The organism is Micromonospora sp. CMU55-4 (assembly GCF_011602315.1).
Taxonomy (GTDB): domain Bacteria; phylum Actinomycetota; class Actinomycetes; order Mycobacteriales; family Micromonosporaceae; genus Micromonospora; species Micromonospora chalcea.
In genome coordinates, this window is sequence record NZ_JAAOLH010000004.1 from 194,924 (window position 1) to 213,454 (window position 18,531).

At 71.6% G+C, this 18,531-nt stretch carries 14 protein-coding genes; 10 read left to right on the forward strand and 4 right to left on the reverse strand.

Annotated features, from left to right (window positions below; genetic code table 11):
• Positions 1–343: 343 nt before the first annotated feature.
• Both HA073_RS09350 and HA073_RS09355 read right to left on the reverse strand, forming a co-directional pair.
• Positions 344–1,777, reverse strand: coding sequence for a class I adenylate-forming enzyme family protein (locus HA073_RS09350; protein WP_166456165.1), 1,434 nt, complete (start codon positions 1,775–1,777; stop codon positions 344–346).
• Complete coding sequence (locus HA073_RS09355; RefSeq protein ID WP_166456166.1) at positions 1,767–3,311, reverse strand: NAD(P)-binding domain-containing protein; 1,545 nt, start codon at positions 3,309–3,311, stop codon at positions 1,767–1,769. The genes HA073_RS09350 and HA073_RS09355 overlap by 11 nt, the downstream gene beginning before the upstream one ends.
• Positions 3,312–3,374: 63 nt before the next feature.
• Here HA073_RS09355 and hutH point away from each other — a divergent pair, with 63 nt between their 5' ends.
• From hutH to HA073_RS09390, 7 genes are read left to right on the forward strand one after another with little or no spacing between them, the layout of a single operon-like run.
• Positions 3,375–4,862: a histidine ammonia-lyase gene (gene hutH / locus HA073_RS09360; protein ID WP_043322962.1), complete on the forward strand. Its 1,488-nt coding sequence runs from the start codon at positions 3,375–3,377 to the stop codon at positions 4,860–4,862.
• A gap of 11 nt (positions 4,863–4,873) precedes the next feature.
• Positions 4,874–6,439, forward strand: a complete 1,566-nt coding sequence (locus HA073_RS09365; RefSeq protein ID WP_166456167.1) for an NAD(P)-binding domain-containing protein — start codon at positions 4,874–4,876, stop codon at positions 6,437–6,439.
• 1 nt (position 6,440) lies between these two features.
• Positions 6,441–7,514 carry an alpha-hydroxy acid oxidase gene (locus tag HA073_RS09370; protein WP_064445489.1) on the forward strand — a complete coding sequence of 358 codons (1,074 nt, stop codon included), beginning with the start codon at positions 6,441–6,443 and terminating at the stop codon, positions 7,512–7,514.
• Positions 7,511–8,845, forward strand: a complete 1,335-nt coding sequence (locus tag HA073_RS09375) for a cytochrome P450 (protein ID WP_166456168.1) — start codon at positions 7,511–7,513, stop codon at positions 8,843–8,845. Before HA073_RS09370 ends, HA073_RS09375 begins: the two co-directional genes overlap by 4 nt.
• Positions 8,842–10,110 carry a cation:proton antiporter gene (locus tag HA073_RS09380; RefSeq protein WP_064445490.1) on the forward strand — a complete coding sequence of 423 codons (1,269 nt, stop codon included), beginning with the start codon at positions 8,842–8,844 and terminating at the stop codon, positions 10,108–10,110. The genes HA073_RS09375 and HA073_RS09380 overlap by 4 nt, the downstream gene beginning before the upstream one ends.
• 52 nt (positions 10,111–10,162) lie before the next feature.
• On the forward strand, positions 10,163–10,834 hold the full coding sequence (locus tag HA073_RS09385; RefSeq protein ID WP_104112254.1) for a response regulator transcription factor: 672 nt from the start codon (positions 10,163–10,165) through the stop codon (positions 10,832–10,834).
• Positions 10,834–12,114, forward strand: a complete 1,281-nt coding sequence (locus HA073_RS09390; protein ID WP_166456169.1) for a HAMP domain-containing sensor histidine kinase — start codon at positions 10,834–10,836, stop codon at positions 12,112–12,114. Before HA073_RS09385 ends, HA073_RS09390 begins: the two co-directional genes overlap by 1 nt.
• A gap of 132 nt (positions 12,115–12,246) precedes the next feature.
• On the opposite strand, the gene HA073_RS09395 is transcribed toward HA073_RS09390, so the two are convergent.
• Together HA073_RS09395 and HA073_RS09400 are read right to left on the reverse strand one after the other, a co-directional pair.
• Positions 12,247–12,957, reverse strand: a complete 711-nt coding sequence (locus HA073_RS09395) for a hypothetical protein (RefSeq protein ID WP_233607837.1) — start codon at positions 12,955–12,957, stop codon at positions 12,247–12,249.
• Positions 12,958–12,968: 11 nt separating this feature from the next.
• The gene (locus HA073_RS09400; protein WP_309228002.1) at positions 12,969–15,251 is read right to left on the reverse strand and encodes a fibronectin type III domain-containing protein; all 2,283 of its coding nucleotides are present in this window, start codon (positions 15,249–15,251) and stop codon (positions 12,969–12,971) included.
• Positions 15,252–15,528: 277 nt separating this feature from the next.
• Here HA073_RS09400 and HA073_RS09405 point away from each other — a divergent pair, with 277 nt between their 5' ends.
• The 3 genes from HA073_RS09405 (at position 15,529) to HA073_RS09415 (ending at position 18,497) form a co-directional block, all read left to right on the forward strand.
• Positions 15,529–16,326 carry a TIGR02452 family protein gene (locus HA073_RS09405; RefSeq protein WP_069088332.1) on the forward strand — a complete coding sequence of 266 codons (798 nt, stop codon included), beginning with the start codon at positions 15,529–15,531 and terminating at the stop codon, positions 16,324–16,326.
• Positions 16,327–16,335: 9 nt separating this feature from the next.
• The gene (locus HA073_RS09410) at positions 16,336–16,788 is read left to right on the forward strand and encodes an OsmC family protein (RefSeq protein WP_166456171.1); all 453 of its coding nucleotides are present in this window, start codon (positions 16,336–16,338) and stop codon (positions 16,786–16,788) included.
• Between the two features lie 254 nt (positions 16,789–17,042).
• Positions 17,043–18,497: a family 43 glycosylhydrolase gene (locus HA073_RS09415; protein WP_166456172.1), complete on the forward strand. Its 1,455-nt coding sequence runs from the start codon at positions 17,043–17,045 to the stop codon at positions 18,495–18,497.
• Positions 18,498–18,531 lie beyond the last annotated feature (34 nt).

Here is an 18,531-nt window from a genome sequence, read left to right on the forward strand (position 1 = left end):
CACCGTGCCGCGCCGCGCGCCGGTGACCGATGACGCCCCGGGAAAGGCACCGCTGATCCCTTCGTCGAGGAGGCGTGGAGCCGGCGCCCATCGCTCCGACCTGATGCGGTCGCCATCCTAAGGGAACTACTAGCAGTTGGTAGTAGAGAGCTGGCCTGGTCAACGGAGCAGTGCGTCTTCGTGGCGTCGGCGATCCGCGAGGCCGACCGGGTGCGCTACACCGCCTACCGCGTCACCTAGGTGGTTTGCGTTCCGGGCCTCAGGCCTGCGCTCCCGCGTAGATCCACGGCACGATCAGCGCGTACCCGAGCAGGAGCGCGCCGACGGTGACGACCGGTGAAGGTCATGTGGGTGCCGGGTACGCCAGGGCGCGCTTGTCCGGCTTGCCGCTCGCCGCCACCGGAACCCGCTCGATGGCCTGGATCGTCTTCGGTGCCGACGATTCGCCTAGCGCCTCCGTCACCACGGCACGCAGCCGCCCGGCATCGATGTCGTGACCGGCGGCCGGCACCACGTACGCGTGCACCGCCTCCCCGGTGACGTCGTCGGGACGGCCGACGACGTACGCCTCGGCGACCGTGGGATCGGCGGCGAGCACCCGCTCGATCGGGCCGGCGTACACCAGGTTGGCATGCACGATGATGACGTCCCGGATCCGGCCGAGCAGGTGCAGATAGCCGTCGCCGGCGAGCCGGGCCAGGTCGCGGGTGCGCACCCAGCCGTCGACGAACACGTCGGCGGTCTCGGCCGGGTCGCCCCAGTAGGCGGTGGCCTGCGCCGGTGTCCGTACGAACAGTTCCCCCTCGGTGGCGGGCCGGCCGTCGGCGTCCCGGATGGACAGCGCGGTCACCGCCGGTGGGCGGCCGACCGAGGCGAGCGCGGCCGGGGACGCCAGCATCTCGGTCGGCGTCACCATCGTGATCATCCCGGTCTCGGTCTGGCCGTAGCCGTGGAAGACGACGGGGCCGAGCACGTCGAGCGCCTCGGCCAGCCGGCCCGGTGGGAGTGGGGAGCCGGACACCAGCAGGGCCCGCAGGCTGCTCAGGTCGACCGGATCGGCGCGCTGGTCGCGCACGAGCTGGTACAGCTTGCCCACGGTGATGACGCTGGCGGTCGCCCGGTGCCGGGCGATCATGCCGGGGAAGCCCGGGGGCCGGGCCGCGACGAGGGTGCCGCCCGCAGCCAGGGTGAGGATGCCGTACTCCAGCATCACCTGGCTGCTCAGCGAGCCGAAGACCAGGTAACGCTGGAGCCGGGTGGCGAGGTCGGCGACCGCCGGGGGCCACCGGTCCGGGTACGGGGCCCAGGCCGCGCTCATCGCCGCGTACGTCTGCGCGCAGCCCTTCGGGCTGCCGGTGCTGCCGCTGGTCCAGACGATCCGGGCGACGTCGTCCGGGCGACCGGCGGCGATCAGCGGCCTTCCGTCGTCGGGGGTGCCCGCCAACTCGGCGACCCGGGCGTCGTCGACCAGCAGCGTGTTCTCGCCGAGTTGCCAGGCGCTGTGGGCCGGTGTCAGGTCGGGGCGGATTCCGGATACCCGGGCGCCGACCGCGAACGCCGCGATGATCGCCGCGAACGCCTCCGCGGTGACGCCGAGCCGCAGGGCCACCCCGACGCCGGGGCCGGCCCCCGCGGCCCGGAGCCCGGCGGCGATGCGACGGACCAGCCGGTACATCTGGGCCGTGGTGACCCTCCGGTCGCCGTCCTCGAAGACCGGCCGGTCGTCACCGGTGGCGAGCAGGTCCAGCACGGGCTGCGGCCAGACCTCAGCCGGCATCGGAGAGCACGCCCTTGACGAAGAGCACGAGCGGCTGGTGGTGCACGTCCGGCAGATTCCAGTGGTTCTCGAGGTTCTCCGCGAGGTGGTGCGTGGCGACGACCCGGCCGCCGCGGTGGACCCGGACGACCGGGTGCAGGTAGCTGGCGTCGTGCGCGTGCGCGGCGTCGTTCTCGGCGATCCGGGGCACCGTGACGTCGAACGGGTCGACCTGGTCGTGGTCCGGCCCGTACTCCAGGGTGACCACGAACGCGAACGGCTCCGGGCCCAGGCCGCCGTCGTGCACGTACGCGACGGGCACCTCCTCGTGGTAGCGCGCGGTGTCGCCGTCGACGACGACGACGTCGCCGAGGACCGCGAACTGTTGCCACAGCGCCGAGGTGCGGTTGATCCGGGCGATGACCGCGTCGGCGATCGCCTCCGGGGTGGGTTCCAGCGGCGTGGCCGGCCACGGGGTGTCGTGGTGGCGGGCGCCGAGGATCCGGTGCAGGGCCCGCACGCCGTACCGGAAGCCGTGGATGAACCCGTTCGTCGAGCGCTTGAAGTCGCGCTGCTGGGTGAGGGTGCCGGCGAAGTAGAGGCCGGGCACGTTCACCGACTCGTACGCCGGGGTCTGCTCGGGGAAGCGGTCGTTGATGACCAGCCGTGGCCGGGCGGACGGGTCGAAGATGCTCGCGTCGAACCGGAATCCGGTGCAGAGGATGACCCGGTCGTAGTCGATCTGCCGGATCGCCTCGACCGTGCGGGCGTACCGGAAGTCGATCCGGTAGCCGCCGTCGTCGCGCCGGGCGATCCGCTCGACGACGCCGTCGAGGACCGCGTTCTGCGACTTGAGCTGGTACGTGTCGAGGAAGTTGTTGTTCACCGCTCGCAGGTGCCCGACGTAGTGCGACTGCCACGCCAGCTTGATCGAGTGCGGGCCGGCGACGTGGATGACAGCGGCCGTCTCGACCAGGGCGTCAGCGGTCTCGAAGGCCGAGTTGCCCTTGCCGATGATGAGGACGCGCTGGTTCGTGAAGTCGTCCGGGTCGACGCTGACCGTGTCGTACCGCTCGGCGAGCGCGGCGCCCTCGATCGGCGGGACGTACAGCTGGGACACGCCGGTGGCGACGACCACCCGGCGGGCGGTGAGGGTGTCGTCGCCGGCGTCGACGGTGAACAGGTCGCCGTCGCGCGCGATCCGGGTGACCCGGATGTCGTATCTGACCCGGAGGCCGCGTGCGAAGTCGGCGAGGTAGCGCACCAGGTCGGCCGCGTCCGGGAAGTACCGGCGGCTGTAGTTCTTGAACAGCAGCGCCGGATCGTCGGTGAGCAGCGAGTTCCAGTCCGCGCGCAGGTTGAACTCCGGATCGTCGGACCCGGTCCAGACCTTGTTGATCGAGATGAGTTGCCGGTGCCGGGGGTAGGTGGTGAAGAACGTGCCCGGCGCCGGGCCGGCCTCCAGGACCAGGTAGTCGCGGCCGTCGCGCTCCAGCAGGTGAGCGAGCTGCAACCCGGCCGGTCCGGCTCCGATGATCAGATAGTCGACCGTCATGCGCCGCAACGTAGCGACTCGATCTCAGAGCGTTCTGAGAATTCGTCTCTAGGGTGCGATCGCATGACGACAGAGGTGGACCTCGATGTCCCACTGCGGATCGCCGACCTCCGTGCCGCCCGTGACCCGGTCAAGGTCGTGGTCGGAGCACAGGCCAGGGAGCGCGTCACGGCCGCCCGTACCTTCCTGTCCGCGGTGCTCGGCGACGACCGCGCGGTGTACGGCGCGACCACCGGCTTCGGCGCTCTCGTCGGGTACGCGGGCCGCGCCGACCTGCGCGACCAGGCCGACAACACGCTCGCCCACCTCGGCGCGGGGCAGGGCCCGGAACTCGACCCGGAGGTGGTCCGCGCGACACTGCTGCTGCGGGCCGCGTCGCTGGCCCGGGGCGCGTCGGGGGTCTCGCCGCACGTCATCGACGCGCTCGCGGCGATGCTCGCGACCACGTTCGTCCCCGCGGTGCCCCGGCTGGGTTCGGTCGGCGCCAGCGGTGACCTGATCCCGCTGGGCGCCGCCGCCCAGGCGTTACGGGGCCGTGGGCACGCCTACCTGGACGGGGTACGGCTACCGGCGGCCGAGGCGCTGCAGCGGGCCGGCCTGGAACCGCTGCCGCTGGACGGGCGGGACGCGCTCGCCCTGGTCAACGGCACGTCGCTGACCACCGCGGCGACGGCGCTGGCGCTGGACGCGGCCCGCTGCGCGCACCGGGCGGTCCAGGTGCTCACCTGCCTGCTCGCCGATCTGCTGGGCAGCGACACGCAGTTCCTCGACGCCCGGCTGCTGGCCGCGTACGGCCATCCGGGCGCGGTCGACGTGGGCGCGCGGATGCGGCGGGTCGGCGCCGGGATCGTCGCGTCCGGGGCGCGCCCGTTGCAGGAGCCGTACAGCATCAGGTGCGCGCCGCAACTGCTCGGCGCGGCCGAGGACGCGCTGCGCTACGTCGACGCCGTTGTCGGGGCCGACCTCGCGAGCGTGACCGACAACCCGCTGTTCTTTCCCGACGAGGACCTCGTCGTGCACGGCGGCAACTTCTTCGGGCAGCCGGCCGCGTTCGCCGCCGACGTGCTGTCGATGGTCGTGGCGCAGGTCGGCAACCTCGCCGAACGGCAACTGGATCTGCTCGTCGACCCGAACCGCAACGGCGGCCTGCCGCCGATGCTGGCCGCCGGCCCGGGACAGCAGCACGGGCTCCAGGGCGTGCAACTGGCGGCGACCGCCCTGATCACCGAGATCCGCCGGGACACCATGCCCGCGAGCATGCAGAGCGTGCCGACCAACCTGCACAACCAGGACGTCGTCCCGCTCGGCACCCAGGCCGCGCTGCGGGCGCTGGACCAGACCCGGCTGCTGCACCTGATCGTCGGATCGCTCGCGGTGGGACTGCGCCAGGCGGCGTACGTCGGCGCGCGTGCGCCGACCGCGCCCGGCTGTGCCGAGGCGCTGGCCGCGGTGGCCGCTGTCGTACCGCCGATCGACCCGGACCGGCCGCTGGACGCCGACGTTCGGCGCGCCGCCGATGTGATCGCCGATTTCTCCGTTTCCTTCTCCTGAGGTGGACGCACATGACGCTTGACTACCTGATCGTCGGAGCCGGACCGGCCGGCCTGCAGCTCGCGGCCCTGCTGGAGGCCGACGGCAAGCGCGACTATCTGGTCCTGGAACAGGCGGGGATACCGGGGGCGTTCTTCGCCACCTTCCCCCGCCACCGGCAACTGATCTCCATCAACAAGCCGCACACCGGCTCCGACGATCCGGAGCTGAACCTGCGGCTGGACTGGAACTCGCTGCTCAGCGACGACCCGGCGCTGCGGTTCACCGGCTACACCGAGCGGTACTTCCCCGACGCCGACGTGATGGTCCGCTACCTGGCCGACTTCGCCGCGAGGACGGGGGCGCGTGTCCGGTACGGCTGCCGCGTGACGTCGGTCGGCAAGGTCGACGGGGTGTTCGAGGTCCGGGCGGGGGAGGAGGTGTTCCGGGCGCGACGGCTCGTCGTCGCCACCGGCGTCTCGCAGCCGTACCGGCCGGAGATCCCGGGCCTGGAACTCGCCGAGCAGTACGCGGAGATGTCCGTCGACCCGCGCGACTACCTGGACCAGAAGGTGCTGATCATCGGCAAGGGGAACTCCGCGTTCGAGACCGCGGACAACCTGATGGAGACCACCACGCTGATCCACGTGGCCGGGCCGAGTTCGATCCGGATGGCCTGGCGCACGCACTACGTGGGACACCTGCGCGCGGTGAACAACAACTTCCTGGACACCTACCAGCTGAAGTCGGCGAACGCGATCCTCGACGGCGACGTCAAGCGCATCGAGCGCGACGGCGACGGCTTCACTGTGACCTTCTCGTTCTCCCGCGCCGACGAGGTGGTCAAGGAGCTGCGGTACGACCGGGTGCTCGCCTGCACCGGGTTCGCCTTCGACGCGTCCATCTTCGACGACACCTGCCGTCCGCAACTCGCCATCCGGGACCGCTTTCCGGCGCAGACCGCGGAGTGGGAGTCGGTGAACGTGCCCGGCCTCTACTTCGCCGGCACGATCAGCCAGGAGCGGGACTTCAAACGCTCGACGAGCGGCTTCATCCACGGTTTCCGGTACGCCGTCCGGGCGCTGCACCGGATCCTGGAACGGCGGTACGGGGACACGCCGTGGCCGGCGGAGAAGCTGGACGCCACCGGGGAGCTGATCGCCGACGCCGTCGTCGCGCGGGTCAACCGCACCTCCGCGCTGTGGCAGCAGTTCGGTTTCCTCGCCGACGTGGTCACCGTCGCCGGGTCCGACGCGCGCTACCACGAGGAGGTGCCCGTCGAGTACTTCACCGGCACCGGCCTGCGTACCCCCGACCACGACTACGAGCACGCCTTCGTGGTCACCCTGGAGTACGGTCCCGAGCACGACCAGGTGGACCCGTTCGACGTCACCGTCAACCGGGTCGCCCAGGACGTCGCCGGCCAGGCCCACGACGCCGCCTACCTGCATCCGGTCGTCCGCCAGCACCGGGCGGGCCGGGTCGTCGCCACCCACCACCTGGCGGAGAACCTGGAGAACCGGTGGGACCGGCCGGAGACCCATGTCGCGCCGCTCGTCGCGTTCGTCGACAGCTGCCTGAGCAGTGCCGAGAGCTGAGATGCGCCCGCTCGACGCGGCGCTGGACGGTCCGGCGCTGAACCTGGCCGAGCTGGCCGCCGACGCGCGGGGCCGCCTGGACCCGGTGCACTGGGACTTCTTCTCCGGCGGAGCCGGCGAGGAACGTACGGTGCGCGCCAACGAGGCGGCCTTCGCCCGGCGCTACCTGGTGCCCCGCGTCCTGCGCGGCGCCGCCCGGCGCGACCTGCGGGTCTCCCTGTTCGGCAGCCGGATCTCGATGCCGGTGCTGATCGCGCCGACCGCGTTCCACCGGCTGGCCCACCCCGAGGGCGAGGTGGCCACCGCCCGCGCCGCCACCGAGGCGGGCACGATCATGGTGGTCAGCATGGCGGCCACCCGCCCGGTCGAGGAGATCGCCGCCGCGGGCGGGCCGCTCTGGTTCCAGCTGTACCCGCAGCCGGACCTCGACTTCACCGCATCGGTGGTACGGCGGGCGGAGGCGGCCGGGTGCAGCGCTCTGGTCGTCACCGTCGACTCGCCCGTGTTCGGCCGGCGCGAACGCGACCTGCGGCACGGCTTCGTCGACCTGCCGGCCGGGCTGAGCTGCGAGAACATGCGCGACGCGACCGGCCGGGTGCGGGACATCGAGATGGACGCCGGGCTGGACTGGGCCCGGATCGCCCGGCTGCGCGAGATCACCGCGCTGCCGATCCTGCTGAAGGGGGTGCTGCATCCGGCGGACGCGGCGCTGGCCGTCTCGTACGGTCTCGACGGTCTGCTGGTCTCCAACCACGGGGGCCGGCAGCTCGACGGCGCGCTGGCCACCCTGGACGCGCTGCCCGCGGTGGTCGAGGCCGTCGGCGGGCGGCTGCCGGTGCTGCTCGACGGCGGTGTCCGCCGGGGCGCCGACGTCCTGGTGGCGCTGGCGCTCGGCGCGAGCGCGGTGCTGGTCGGCCGCCCGGTGCTGTGGGGGCTCGCGGTGGGCGGCGCCGCCGGGGTACGCCACGTGCTCGACCTGCTCCACGCCGACCTCGACCGGACGCTGACGCTGGCCGGCGTCACCGGGCCGGCCGACCTGCGCGACGACCTGGTCGCCACGGTGGCGTGCGGATGAGCGCCCTGATCGTCCTGCTGGTCCTGGCCGGGATCGGGTGGACCGTGCCGTACTGGCTGCCCCGCACCGTGGTCCGGCTGCGGGAGTGGGTGTTCGTCAGAGTCAACGGTGTCGAAGGCGTTCCGGTGCCGGGCCCCGTCGTCGGCATGGAGCACTTCGAGCGGGTGTACGCCGATCCTGCGGCGGACGGACGCAGCCGCGGGGCCGGGCTGTCGGACCTGTTCTGGTACTGGTTGGCGCCCGGACCGCACATGCACCAGGAACATCTGGAGCCGGGGGAGCGCTACCGCACCGTCGCCGCCACGACCCGGCGGGTGCTCGCGGTACGCCGCGAGCGCTGCGACGCTCTCGCCACCGCCGCCACCCGGCGGGTGCTCGATCGGTTGCCGGCCGACCGGACCAGCCACGTCCGGCTGCGCGACCTGATGATGCCGGTCTGGGCCGAGGTCTACTACGAGCTCGTCTTCGGCGAGGCGTGCCCGCCGCACGCGCGGGCGCTGATCGTCGCCAACGCCGACGACGTGGTCAGCGGGCTGAAGTGCACCGGACTGCGGCACATGCGGCGGCGCGAGCGGCTGACCGGGTATCTGCGCGACCGGATCGAGGCGGGCACCTGCCCGGTGACGCTGCCGCCGCCGTTCACCGCCCAGGAGACGGCCTGGTATCTCCAGGGCGCGTTCTTCAACACCGCCGTGGTGCAGATGTCCGAGGCGATGGCGCACGTGCTGCTCGCCCTCGCCACGCACCCCGACGTGCAGCGCGGGCTGGACGGTGACGACGCGCTGGACCGGGTGATCGACGAGACGCTGCGGGTGCACCCGCTCTTCGGCGTCGCGCACCGGATCACCTCGGCGCCGATCGCGCTGCCCACCGGCGTGTCGCTGCCGGCCGGAACGGTGCTGCTCTTCAACTACCTGGCGTTCCACCGCGGTGGGGCCGCCGGTGACGACCGGTTCGACCCGGACCGGTGGTTGACGCTCAAGCGCGGCGACGCGCACTTCATCCCGTACGGGGTCACCGCGAACCGCGCCTGCCCGGCCCGCGGCGTCGCGCCGGTGATGATGCGCGCCGCGACCCGCGAGGTGCTGCGCCGCTACGTGCTGACCTCCTCCGTCTCACACACCCGGTCGCTGCCCAGCCGGGGCCCGGCGTATCTGACACCGGTCGGGAGCCCCCCGCCGGGGCGGCTGCGGCTGGCCGCGATGCGGTCGCGGGACCGGTGGGCCGACGTGGGCCGCAGTATCCGGCAACTGGTGTTCGGCACCTGGATGGTGGTCGACGCCCGCCGGCAGCGGTTGTGCACCGACTACTTCGAGAGGGCTGTCCGATGACACCAACGGAGCTGGCGCCACGGTTCTTCATCGCGGTCACGGTGATCCTGATCTTCTGCAAAGGGGTCGCGTGGCTGCTCGGCAAGGCGGGCCAGCCCGCCGTGGTCAGCGAGATGCTCGCCGGCGTACTGCTCGGCCCGTCGCTGCTCGGGCTCCTCCTGCCGGACGTGCAGAACGCCCTGTTCCCGGCACCCCTGCTCCCGGTCCTCTACATCGTGGGTCAGGTCGGCCTGGTGCTGTTCATGTTCCAGGCCGGGTACGCGTTCAGCAGCCATCGGGTCACCGGGCTCGCCGGCACCGCCGGCGTGATCTCGCTGGCCGGAGTCACCGCGCCGCTGCTGCTGGGGGCGCTGCTGGTGCTGGTGACGGCGGGCGTTGTGCCGATCCAGGCCGACGGGACGTCACTCGGGGTCTCGGCCGCGTTCGTCGGCGTCGCCCTGGCCATCACCGCGTTCCCGATGCTGGCCCGGATCATCACCGAGAAAGGGCACGCCGGCACCCGGCACGGCACGCTCGCCCTGGCCAGCGGCGCGATCGACGACGTGGTCGCCTGGATCATGCTGGCCGCCGTGCTGGCGGTCGCGTCCGGCCGGGCCGGTCCGGCGATCGTCACCGCGGGCGGAGCGGTCCTGTTCGGGCTGGTGCTCTGGTTCGGCGGGCGTACGGCCGCCGCCACGCTGATGACCCACCGGGCCCTCAACGACCGCGCCCGGCTGCTCGGCACCGTCGCCCTGCTGTTCCTGGTCGCCTGGTACACCGACGAGATCGGGCTGTACGCGGTCTTCGGCGCGTTCGCGGTCGGCGTGGTGATGCCCCGCACCGACAACACCGACAAGGTGGTGGACACGCTCACACCGGTCGCCGCGACGCTCTTCCTGCCGTTGTTCTTCACCTACTCGGGCCTGCGTACGGAGTTCGGCCTGCTCGCCTCGCCGCCGGTGCTGTTGTTCGCGCTGGCCTGCGTGACGGCGGCGATCGCCGGCAAGTTCGGCGCCTGCTGGGCGGCGGCCCGGCTGCGGGGTGAGCCGTCGAGCGTCGCGATGCGGGTCGGCGCGCTGATGAACGCCCGTGGCCTGATGCAGCTCATCGCGCTGAACGTCGGGCTGGAGGCGGGCATCGTGAGCCCCGCCCTGTTCACCGTGCTGGTGCTGGTCGCGCTTGTCACCACGCTGATGACGACGCCGGCGCTGAGCTGGATCGAGCGCCGGGAGGCGCGGCAGCCCGACGGCGTACGGACGCCCGCGCTGGCGGTTTCAGATAGTTGAAGAGGCAAGTACTGACGCTTCCATCGTCAACCATCTATGAGATCGTTAACATATGCGGGGCGGAACATCGAACCGGCTGTTGCTGGTCGAGGACGACGCGGATCTGACCGAGATGCTCACCGAGACGCTCGGCCACGAAGGTTACCTGGTCGACCAGGCCTTCGACGGCCAGCGCGGGCTGCATCTCGGGCTGACCCGCCCGTACGACGTGATGGTCATCGACCGGATGCTGCCGGCGCTCGACGGCCTCGACCTGGTCACCCGCCTGCGCGCCCGGGCGGTCCCGGCCCGGACCCTGATGCTCACCGCCCTCGGCACCGTCGACGACCGGATCGCCGGGCTGGACGCGGGCGCCGACGACTACCTGGTCAAACCGTTCGACCTCGACGAACTGAGCGCCCGGGTCCGGGCGCTGTGCCGGCGCCGGCCCGAGCCGACCGACGTGCTGCGCATCGGCGCGGGGCGACTCGACCTGGGACCGCGCGAGGCGGTGCTGCCCGACGGCACCCGGGTGGCGCTGTCCACCCGCGAGTTCGAGCTGCTGCGGGTGCTGGCGGCCCGGCCGAACGCCGTCCATCCGCGAGCCGTGCTGCGTCGCAAGGTCTTCGAGGAGGCTGCCGGCGCATCGATAGTGGACACATACGTCTACTACCTGCGGCGCAAGCTCGGCCGCGCGGTGGTACGCACCGTGCACGGTCTCGGCTACCGCCTCGGGACCCTCTGATGGAGGCGGTCGAGAAGGCGATCGTCAGACGGGCCCGGCTACGGATCGGCCTGCTCGTCGGCCTCACCATCGGCGGCCTGCTCCTGCTGGCCGGTGGCATCTCCTACGCGGTCCTGGTCCGCGGCCAGGAGGCGCAGATCCAGCGTGAGCTGGCGTGGGGCACGGAACACGGGACGATCGCCGGGCCGCCCGCATGCAGTTGGATCTTCCGGTACGACGGCGCCACCGTGCGCACCGGCGCGAACCCGCCGCCACCGGGCTTCCCGTTGCACGACACGCTGGCCACCGTGGCGGCGAACCGGACCACCGAGATCACCACCGTCGCGCGTAACGGCACCACGTACCACGTACGCACCGAGGCGCGCGGCGACACCGTCGTCCAGGCGGTGTTCGACGCCCGCTTCCAGCTCTCCGACCGCCGGCACCTCCTGCTCGCGTTCAGTCTCGCGGCGGCGGCCGGGCTGCTCGCCGCCGTGCTCACCGGTGTGCTCGTCGGCCGCCGTGCCGTCGCGCCGCTCGCGGAGGCGCTGACCCGGCAGCGCCGCTTCGTCGCGGACGCCAGCCACGAGCTGAGGACGCCGATCGCCCAGGTGCACACCCGGGCCCAGCTGATCGCGCGCCGGGCACGCAACGACGGCGCCGCCACGAACCTGGACGACCTGGAACGGCTGATCGGCACCACGCGCCGGCTCGGCGAGATCGTCGACGACCTGCTGCTCTCCGCCCGGCTCGCCGCCGCGCCCGCCGACCGGGAGCCGGACCCGCCGGTCGACCTCACCGCGCTGATCGGTACGACAGTCGCCGCCGAGGGTGACCGGGCAGCCGAGCGCCAGGTCACGCTCGTCCTGGACGTCCCGGGTGACCCGCTGCCGGTGCCGGGTGTCGAGTCGGCCCTGCGCCGGGTCGTCGGCGAACTGCTGGCGAACGCGCTCGCCCACACCCCCGCGGGAGGCCGGATCACCGTGACGCTGCGGGCGGTGGACAACGCCGCGGAGTTCGTGATCGCCGACACCGGCAAGGGCTTCGACCAGGCGGACGCCCGGCGGATCTTCGACCGGTTCCACCGTGGCGCGGGCGCCGGAGACCGCCGCTTCGGCCTGGGACTGGCGCTGCTTCAGGAGGTCGTCACGAGCCACCACGGCACAATCGAGGCGGAGGGTCATCCGGGCCGGGGAGCCCGCTTCACGGTGCGCCTTCCCACGGCGGGATCGTCGGCTACCACGGGTCGGGCCGCGCGGATCAGGAACCTTCGGATGTGGCAGCTCGGCGCCGGTACGTGATCGCCGGACGGGACGGATTGCCACACCGGGACGCCGCGTGGTCGCTCCGAGCGCACTGGCCGCCAGTGCGCTCGGAGCGACGGATGAGATCGCCGGTGCGAACCCGGGCATCCCCCGGCCCGCGGTGCCGGGTCAGATGCCGAGCGACCTCCGAGTGGCCCGCACCGTGTCGGACAGTTCCTCGTAGCAGTCGAATCCCCGCTCGATGCAGTCCATGTCGACCCCGCATTCGCGCTGCCGCGCCCGCAGCAGTGACTCGTCCGCCACGTACACCGGAAAGGTCAGGAAATCGACGTCGGGAACCCGTTCCCGGAGCACGGCTACCTCGTCCTGCCCGTCTTCCCTGACCTGGAGCCAGCCGTTGAGGTCATCGTGGACGACCGCGCCGGCGGCGATCCCCTTCGTCCAGCCGGTGAAGAGCGCGGCGAGGCTGGTGGCGGCACGAGCCGAACCCCAGACGTCGGGGGTGAACTCGTAACGCCAGATCTCGCCCTCGTACTCGCCGGCGAGCACGAACGTGTAGACCAGATGCTCGAAGTTGAACAAGCGCACCTGGTGCCGCCACGGGAACGGCGTGCCGATCGAGATGGCCAGGGTGTCGAGTTCCTCGCCCCCGTCGGCCGGCCACGGCATGATCCAGCCGCCGTTGGGAAGCAGCCGCCGGGGCGGCCAGTTCTGTGACTGGAACCAGGTCAGCTGCTCCGCGACGTGGTCCACGCCGAAGATGCGGTAGACCGAGCCGGGCGGCTGCCCGGCGGGCGCCTCGGCGTGCTCGGGCCAGTCGAGGCCGGCCGCGGTCGCCGCCGCACGGTACTCCGCGACGGCGTCACGCAGTACGCGCATGTCGTCGAGCATCAGGGAGCCGCCGCCGGCTTGGGGCTCATGCACATGCTGGCCCCGCCCTCACTGACCCGGAACCCGAAGCTCGGCCCGTTCGCCGCGACCCACGGCTTCACCGGCAGCACGATGAACCGCTCTCCGTCGGCGACCTCGCACTTGCGGAAGAACGCCGACATCTCGGTGCCCTGCGGGCTCGACTCCGACGGTGGAACCGGCTTCAGGGAAGCGCGCTCGCCCGACAGGTTCACCGCCTGGTTGGTCACCCAGAACGGGAACTCGTCGCACACGGTTCCCGGCGCGCGCCCGGTGCACTCGTTCGGCGTGAAATGGGTGTTGAACCACCGGCGTGGATAGCCGGCGTCGATGGCGGCCCGACCGCCCTGGCTGCGAGCCGGGTAGAACCACTGGGCCCGCGTCGGTGGCTGCGGATATCCACCGTCACCCATCGCCGTCACGATGTGGGTCCCGGTCTCCTTCATGGGCCGGAGGTCGTAGGACACGCCACCGGGGACGTAGACGGCGAAGCCGTTGTCGCAGCCGGCCGTACCCTGGGTGCCACGCTGGGCGGTGCACGCCGCATCGATGATCCGCTTGAGCCGGCCGTCCTCGGCGTTGGTCCAGGCGAAGGGAATGCCGTCCCGGTCGGCCACCAGCTTCGTCGTCTTGATCACCTCCGCGTAGATCTTCAAGCTGTTGTACCACTCGCCCTCGTCCGCGCCCCAGTTCTCGAACGTGTCGAAGTCGGTGTCGTGGCGGATCGGGTACTCGAGGATGCCGTGGATGCCGATCTGACCGGGGAAGAGGATCTCGAGCAGCGCCCAGAGCGCGAGTCCGATGCCGATTCCCGAGATAGCGACGACGACCCAGGAGGTGCCGACGGCGGCAGCGGGCGCGACTGCGACGAGCCGGACGGCCTGCGCGGCAGGCGCCAGCACGAGCGTGCACGTGGTGGTGTTCTGGGCGCACCAGGTGATCGGCATCGTCGCATTGCCCGGATCGAACAGCGTCGAGACGCGACCGGGGACCGGGTCCACCGAGGAGATCACCGGACCACGGCCGGGCGGTGCCGCCGAGAAGAGAAGCTGGGTGAGGCTGTCCGCGCAGTTGACGAGCTTCTCCCCGGACGGCGGTAGGAAGGCGTCCAGGCAGCTGTCGTTCGAGACGGTGTAGCAGCCCGGGAACAGCTCCGTGCTGCCGGCCGGCACCGTGACACTGGTACGCGAGTCCGCAGCGAGGTAGAAGTCTCCGCCGCTCCCGGCGCACTGAGAGCCTTCGCTTGCCGCCTGCTGGGTGGCGGCGGGAGACACCTCGTCCGTATTGATCATGGTGGTGAAGTCGGCGGAGAGCTCACGGGCCACCGTGCGGTCGGCGCGTAGCGCCTCGACCCGGAACGTGTACGGCGTGTACTCCTCCAGGGGGCCGATCGGAAGGACGATGCTGTTACCCGCCGTGCACGGGTTCGCCGGATTGCCGTCGGCGTCCTGGCAGAAGTGGGTCAGCGAGAACTCGTCGTACAACTGGCCGTCGAGGTAGGCGCGGTAGCTGGTCTCGGTTGCGGGGTCGGGATGCCATGTTGCCGTGGCGGCACCCTGCTCCGGGTCGAGGACCAGGTCGGCGTCGGGATCCGGTGGCGGCGGGGCGGCGGCCGTCGTGAAGGACGCCGTGGCGCGGGTCGCGGACTTGTTGCCGGCCAGGTCGACGGCGACCACGGAAACCGTGTGGTTGGTGGACGGCGACAGCCCGGTGATGGAGTACGACCGGGTGCCGATGGTGGTCCGGTGCGGGGTTCCGCCGTCGACGGTGATCTCGTACCCGGCAAGGCCGTAGTTGTCCGTGGCCTCGCCCCAGGTCGCCTTGGCCGTGGTCGCCGTGATCGCGCCGATGGTCAGGTCCGGGACGGCGCTCGGCGGGAGCAGGTCCACCACGGTGACGGACCGCAGGATCCGGGCGTAGCGTCCGGGTTCGCGTTCGGCGCGGGCGCACACCTCGTTCTCGCCCAGTTCCGCCGGGCGAAGACTGGCGGTCCACGACGCCGACCAGTCCGACACACCGGCCGGCGGCGGCCCGAGGGTGATGTCGGTGGTGGTCAGCCGGCCGACCGAGACGTCGACCATGGTGGCGTTCTTGTGCAGGAAGCCGCTGAGAGCGATCTTCCCGTGCTCGTCGACCGCGACCTCGGTCCCGGTCGTCGGCCCTTCGAGCCGGATGGAGGCGTGGTTGACGTCCTCCGGCACCGACGGGTCCGCGCACGCGGGAAGTTGCTCGGCCGGAGTCGCCTCGGCAGCCGGCTGGCTCACCAGGCCGACGGGGAGGATGAGCGAGACGGCGAGCGCCGTAGCTCGTAAGAATCTGCTGAAATGCCTGTCGTGCCCATGGTTGGCCATGCCTACCCCCGTATGAATGACGCCAATCAATGGTTGGGCGGACATTAGCAAGGCGCGGTCCATCGTGGTGGCCCCTCGTCGCCCGGTCGCACCAGGCGACGTGGCCGGAGCGGAGGTCACTAATCGGTTGCCCGTCGCGGTGAGGGCTGCCTAGATTGCCGATCATGCACGACATCGACGGGCGTTCCGGATGAGCAGCCGTCTCCGCGAGATCGCCCGGCAGACGGTCGCGATCGCCGAGTCGGGGCGCTACCGCAACAACGCCGGCGAGGACATTACGATCGAAGCGGCGGTACGCGCCGCGGTCGACGGCACCCGTGAGCACCTGCCGGACGAGGTCCTCCACCTCGACGGCGCGAAGCCCGGCGCCGACACCGTCGAGGTGACGTACGAGTCGACGTTGCAGGCGGCCCGCCGGCTCGGACCCGGCGCGGCGTGTCTGGTGTTCGCGTCGGCGAAGAACCCGGGTGGCGGGTTCCTGGGCGGGGCGAAGGCGCAGGAGGAGAGCATCGCCCGCTCGTCGGCGCTGTATCCCTGTCTGCTCGCCGCCCCGGACTTCTATGCCTTCCACCGGGGGCAACGGGATCTGCGCTACAGCGACCGCGTCGTCTACTCCCCGGGCGTGCCGGTGTTCCGTGACGACAAGGGGAACCTGCTCGACCGGCCGTACACGACGTCCTTCCTGACCGCGGCGGCGCCGAACCTGGGCGCGATCGTGCGCAACCAGCCGGAGCGCGCGCCGGACGTGCCGGCGGTGCTGGGCCGGCGGGCCCGGCGGGTGCTGGAGGTGGCGGCCGCGCACGGGCATCGGACAGTGGTGCTGGGCGCGTGGGGGTGCGGGGTGTTCCGCAACGACCCGGCCGTGGTGGCCGGCGCGTTCGCCGACGCGCTCCGGGTGGTCGACCGGTTCGACCTCGTGGTGTTCGCCGTGCGCGACGGGCTGCCGGGCACACCGGTCTACCGCACGTTCGCGGAGCGCTTTCGGTAGGTTCGTCGCATGAGTGAGGACACGCTCCGGTCGGTGGAGATCGAGCGCACCAGCGTGGGCAGGTACGTCGTGCGCAACGCCCGTGGCGGCGAGCTGTCGATGGGTACGGGGGAGGACGCGACCTTCACGCCCGTGGAACTGCTGCTGGCGGCGCTCGGCGGCTGCACCGCCGTCGACGTCGACCTGGTGACCAGCCGGCGCGCCGAACCGACCCGGTTCGCCGTCACGGTGAGCGGTGACAAGATCCGCGACCCGGAGGCCGGCAACCGGATGGAGAACCTCACCGTCACCTTCGCGGTGGCGTTTCCGGCCGGCGCGGACGGTGACCGGGCCCGCGAGGCGCTGCCCCGATCTCTGCGGCAGTCACACGACCGGCTCTGCACCGTGTCCCGCACGGTGGAGCTGGGCACCCCCGTCACCATGGTGGACGCGAGCGACAGGGGCCCGTCCGAGCCTCGGTGACCGCCGGAGACCCGGTGCCACCCGGGCCGATCCGCCAGGTCTGTTAACGCTAACCAATGCCGAGGCAGTGTCCCGGCATGTGTCGCCATCCGGCCACAGAAAAGCCTTCGGGAAGCTTCGACCCCTCGATTACCTTGACAGCCGTCTATGTTATCGAAAACATGACTGGTAACCCGGACGTAACGCCGCTGCCATGATCGCTCGCCCCGTCTCGTGATCTCGGGAGCGGAAGCGACCAAGCGCGGGAGGTTTCGGTGGCACGGACCGCTCAGACGACGCGGACGGTTGCGGTGGTGGTCTCGGCGACCCTGGCACTCGGCGCGGGGGCGCTGGCCGGGGTGCCGCCCGCGTCGGCGGCGACGGTGGACACGACCGCGTCGTACGTGTTCGTGAACCGGCACAGCGGCAAGGCGATGGACCTGTACGACTGGTCGACGGCGGAGAACGCGCCGGTGAACCAGTGGACGCGCAACGACCTCGCGGTGCAGCAGTGGCAGTTCGTGGACGCCGGTGGCGGCTTCTACAAGGTGCGGTCGCGGCACAGCGGGAAGGTGCTGGAACTGCCGAGCGGCAGCGACGGCACCCAGCTGGTGCAGTCCACCGACAGGTCGTCGGCCACGCAGCAGTTCCGGTTGCAGGACTCCGCGGGCGGGTTCGTGCGGTTCGTGAACCGCCAGTGGAACAAGGTGATCGACGTGTGGGGCTGGTCGACCGCCGACGGCGGCCGGCTGGCCGGCTACTCCGACCTGGACGGCGGCAACCAGCAGTGGCAGCTGATCCGCCTGGGCGGCGGGACGCCGACCACCCCGGCACCCACCACTCCGGCGCCGGCGTATCCGCAGCCCGGCCGGGTCACCGGCGACATCGGCGTGCACGACCCGACGGTGGTCAGACGACCCGACGGCACCTACCTCGTCGCGCACACCGGTGACGACATCGCGTTGAAGACCTCCACCGACCGGGTGGCCTTCCGCAACGCGGGCACCGTCTTCCCCGGTGGCGCGCCGTGGACCACCACGTACACGGGTGGCGCGCGCAACCTCTGGGCGCCCGACCTGTCGTACCGCAACGGGCGCTATCACCTGTACTACTCGGCGTCGACCTTCGGCTCCAACCGCTCGGCGATCTTCCTGGCCACCAGCGCCACCGGAGCCTCCGGGAGCTGGACCAACGAGGGGCTGGTCGTCGAGTCGCGGACCACCGACGACTTCAACGCCATCGACCCGAACCTCACCGTCGACGACCAGGGCCGCTGGTGGCTCACCTTCGGCTCGTTCTGGTCCGGCATCAAGATGATCCCGATCGACCCGGCCACCGGACGCCGGCTCGGCACCGCCATGTACGGTCTCGCGAACTACGGCCCCGGCATCGAGGCGCCGGTCCTGGTCAAGCGCGGCGCCTGGTACTACCTGTACGTCTCGTTCGACAGATGCTGCCAGGGCGCCGCCAGCACGTACCGGATCATGGTCGGCCGTTCGGCGAGCCCGACCGGGCCGTTCCTGGACCGCGCCGGCCGGGACATGCTCGCCGGAGGCGGTACCCAGATCCTCGCCTCGCACGGCAGCGTGCACGGGCCCGGCCACCAGGCGGTCCTCGCTGACACCGACGGCGACGTCCTCTTCTACCACTACTACGCCGACAACGGCGCGTCGCTGCTCGGCGTCAACCGCATCGGCTACGACGCCGACGCCTGGCCCTACGTCTACTGACCCGGGACCAGCCCCGATACCTGGCCCACCTGGG

Coding starts and splice junctions, on each gene's coding strand:
- HA073_RS09350 (WP_166456165.1), bottom strand. CDS start 1,777: ATGCCGGCTGAGGTCTGGCCGCAGCCCGTGCTGGACCTGCTCGCCACC.
- HA073_RS09355 (WP_166456166.1), bottom strand. CDS start 3,311: ATGACGGTCGACTATCTGATCATCGGAGCCGGACCGGCCGGGTTGCAG.
- hutH (WP_043322962.1), top strand. CDS start 3,375: ATGACGACAGAGGTGGACCTCGATGTCCCACTGCGGATCGCCGACCTC.
- HA073_RS09365 (WP_166456167.1), top strand. CDS start 4,874: ATGACGCTTGACTACCTGATCGTCGGAGCCGGACCGGCCGGCCTGCAG.
- HA073_RS09370 (WP_064445489.1), top strand. CDS start 6,441: ATGCGCCCGCTCGACGCGGCGCTGGACGGTCCGGCGCTGAACCTGGCC.
- HA073_RS09375 (WP_166456168.1), top strand. CDS start 7,511: ATGAGCGCCCTGATCGTCCTGCTGGTCCTGGCCGGGATCGGGTGGACC.
- HA073_RS09380 (WP_064445490.1), top strand. CDS start 8,842: ATGACACCAACGGAGCTGGCGCCACGGTTCTTCATCGCGGTCACGGTG.
- HA073_RS09385 (WP_104112254.1), top strand. CDS start 10,163: ATGCGGGGCGGAACATCGAACCGGCTGTTGCTGGTCGAGGACGACGCG.
- HA073_RS09390 (WP_166456169.1), top strand. CDS start 10,834: ATGGAGGCGGTCGAGAAGGCGATCGTCAGACGGGCCCGGCTACGGATC.
- HA073_RS09395 (WP_233607837.1), bottom strand. CDS start 12,957: ATGCGCGTACTGCGTGACGCCGTCGCGGAGTACCGTGCGGCGGCGACC.
- HA073_RS09405 (WP_069088332.1), top strand. CDS start 15,529: ATGAGCAGCCGTCTCCGCGAGATCGCCCGGCAGACGGTCGCGATCGCC.
- HA073_RS09410 (WP_166456171.1), top strand. CDS start 16,336: ATGAGTGAGGACACGCTCCGGTCGGTGGAGATCGAGCGCACCAGCGTG.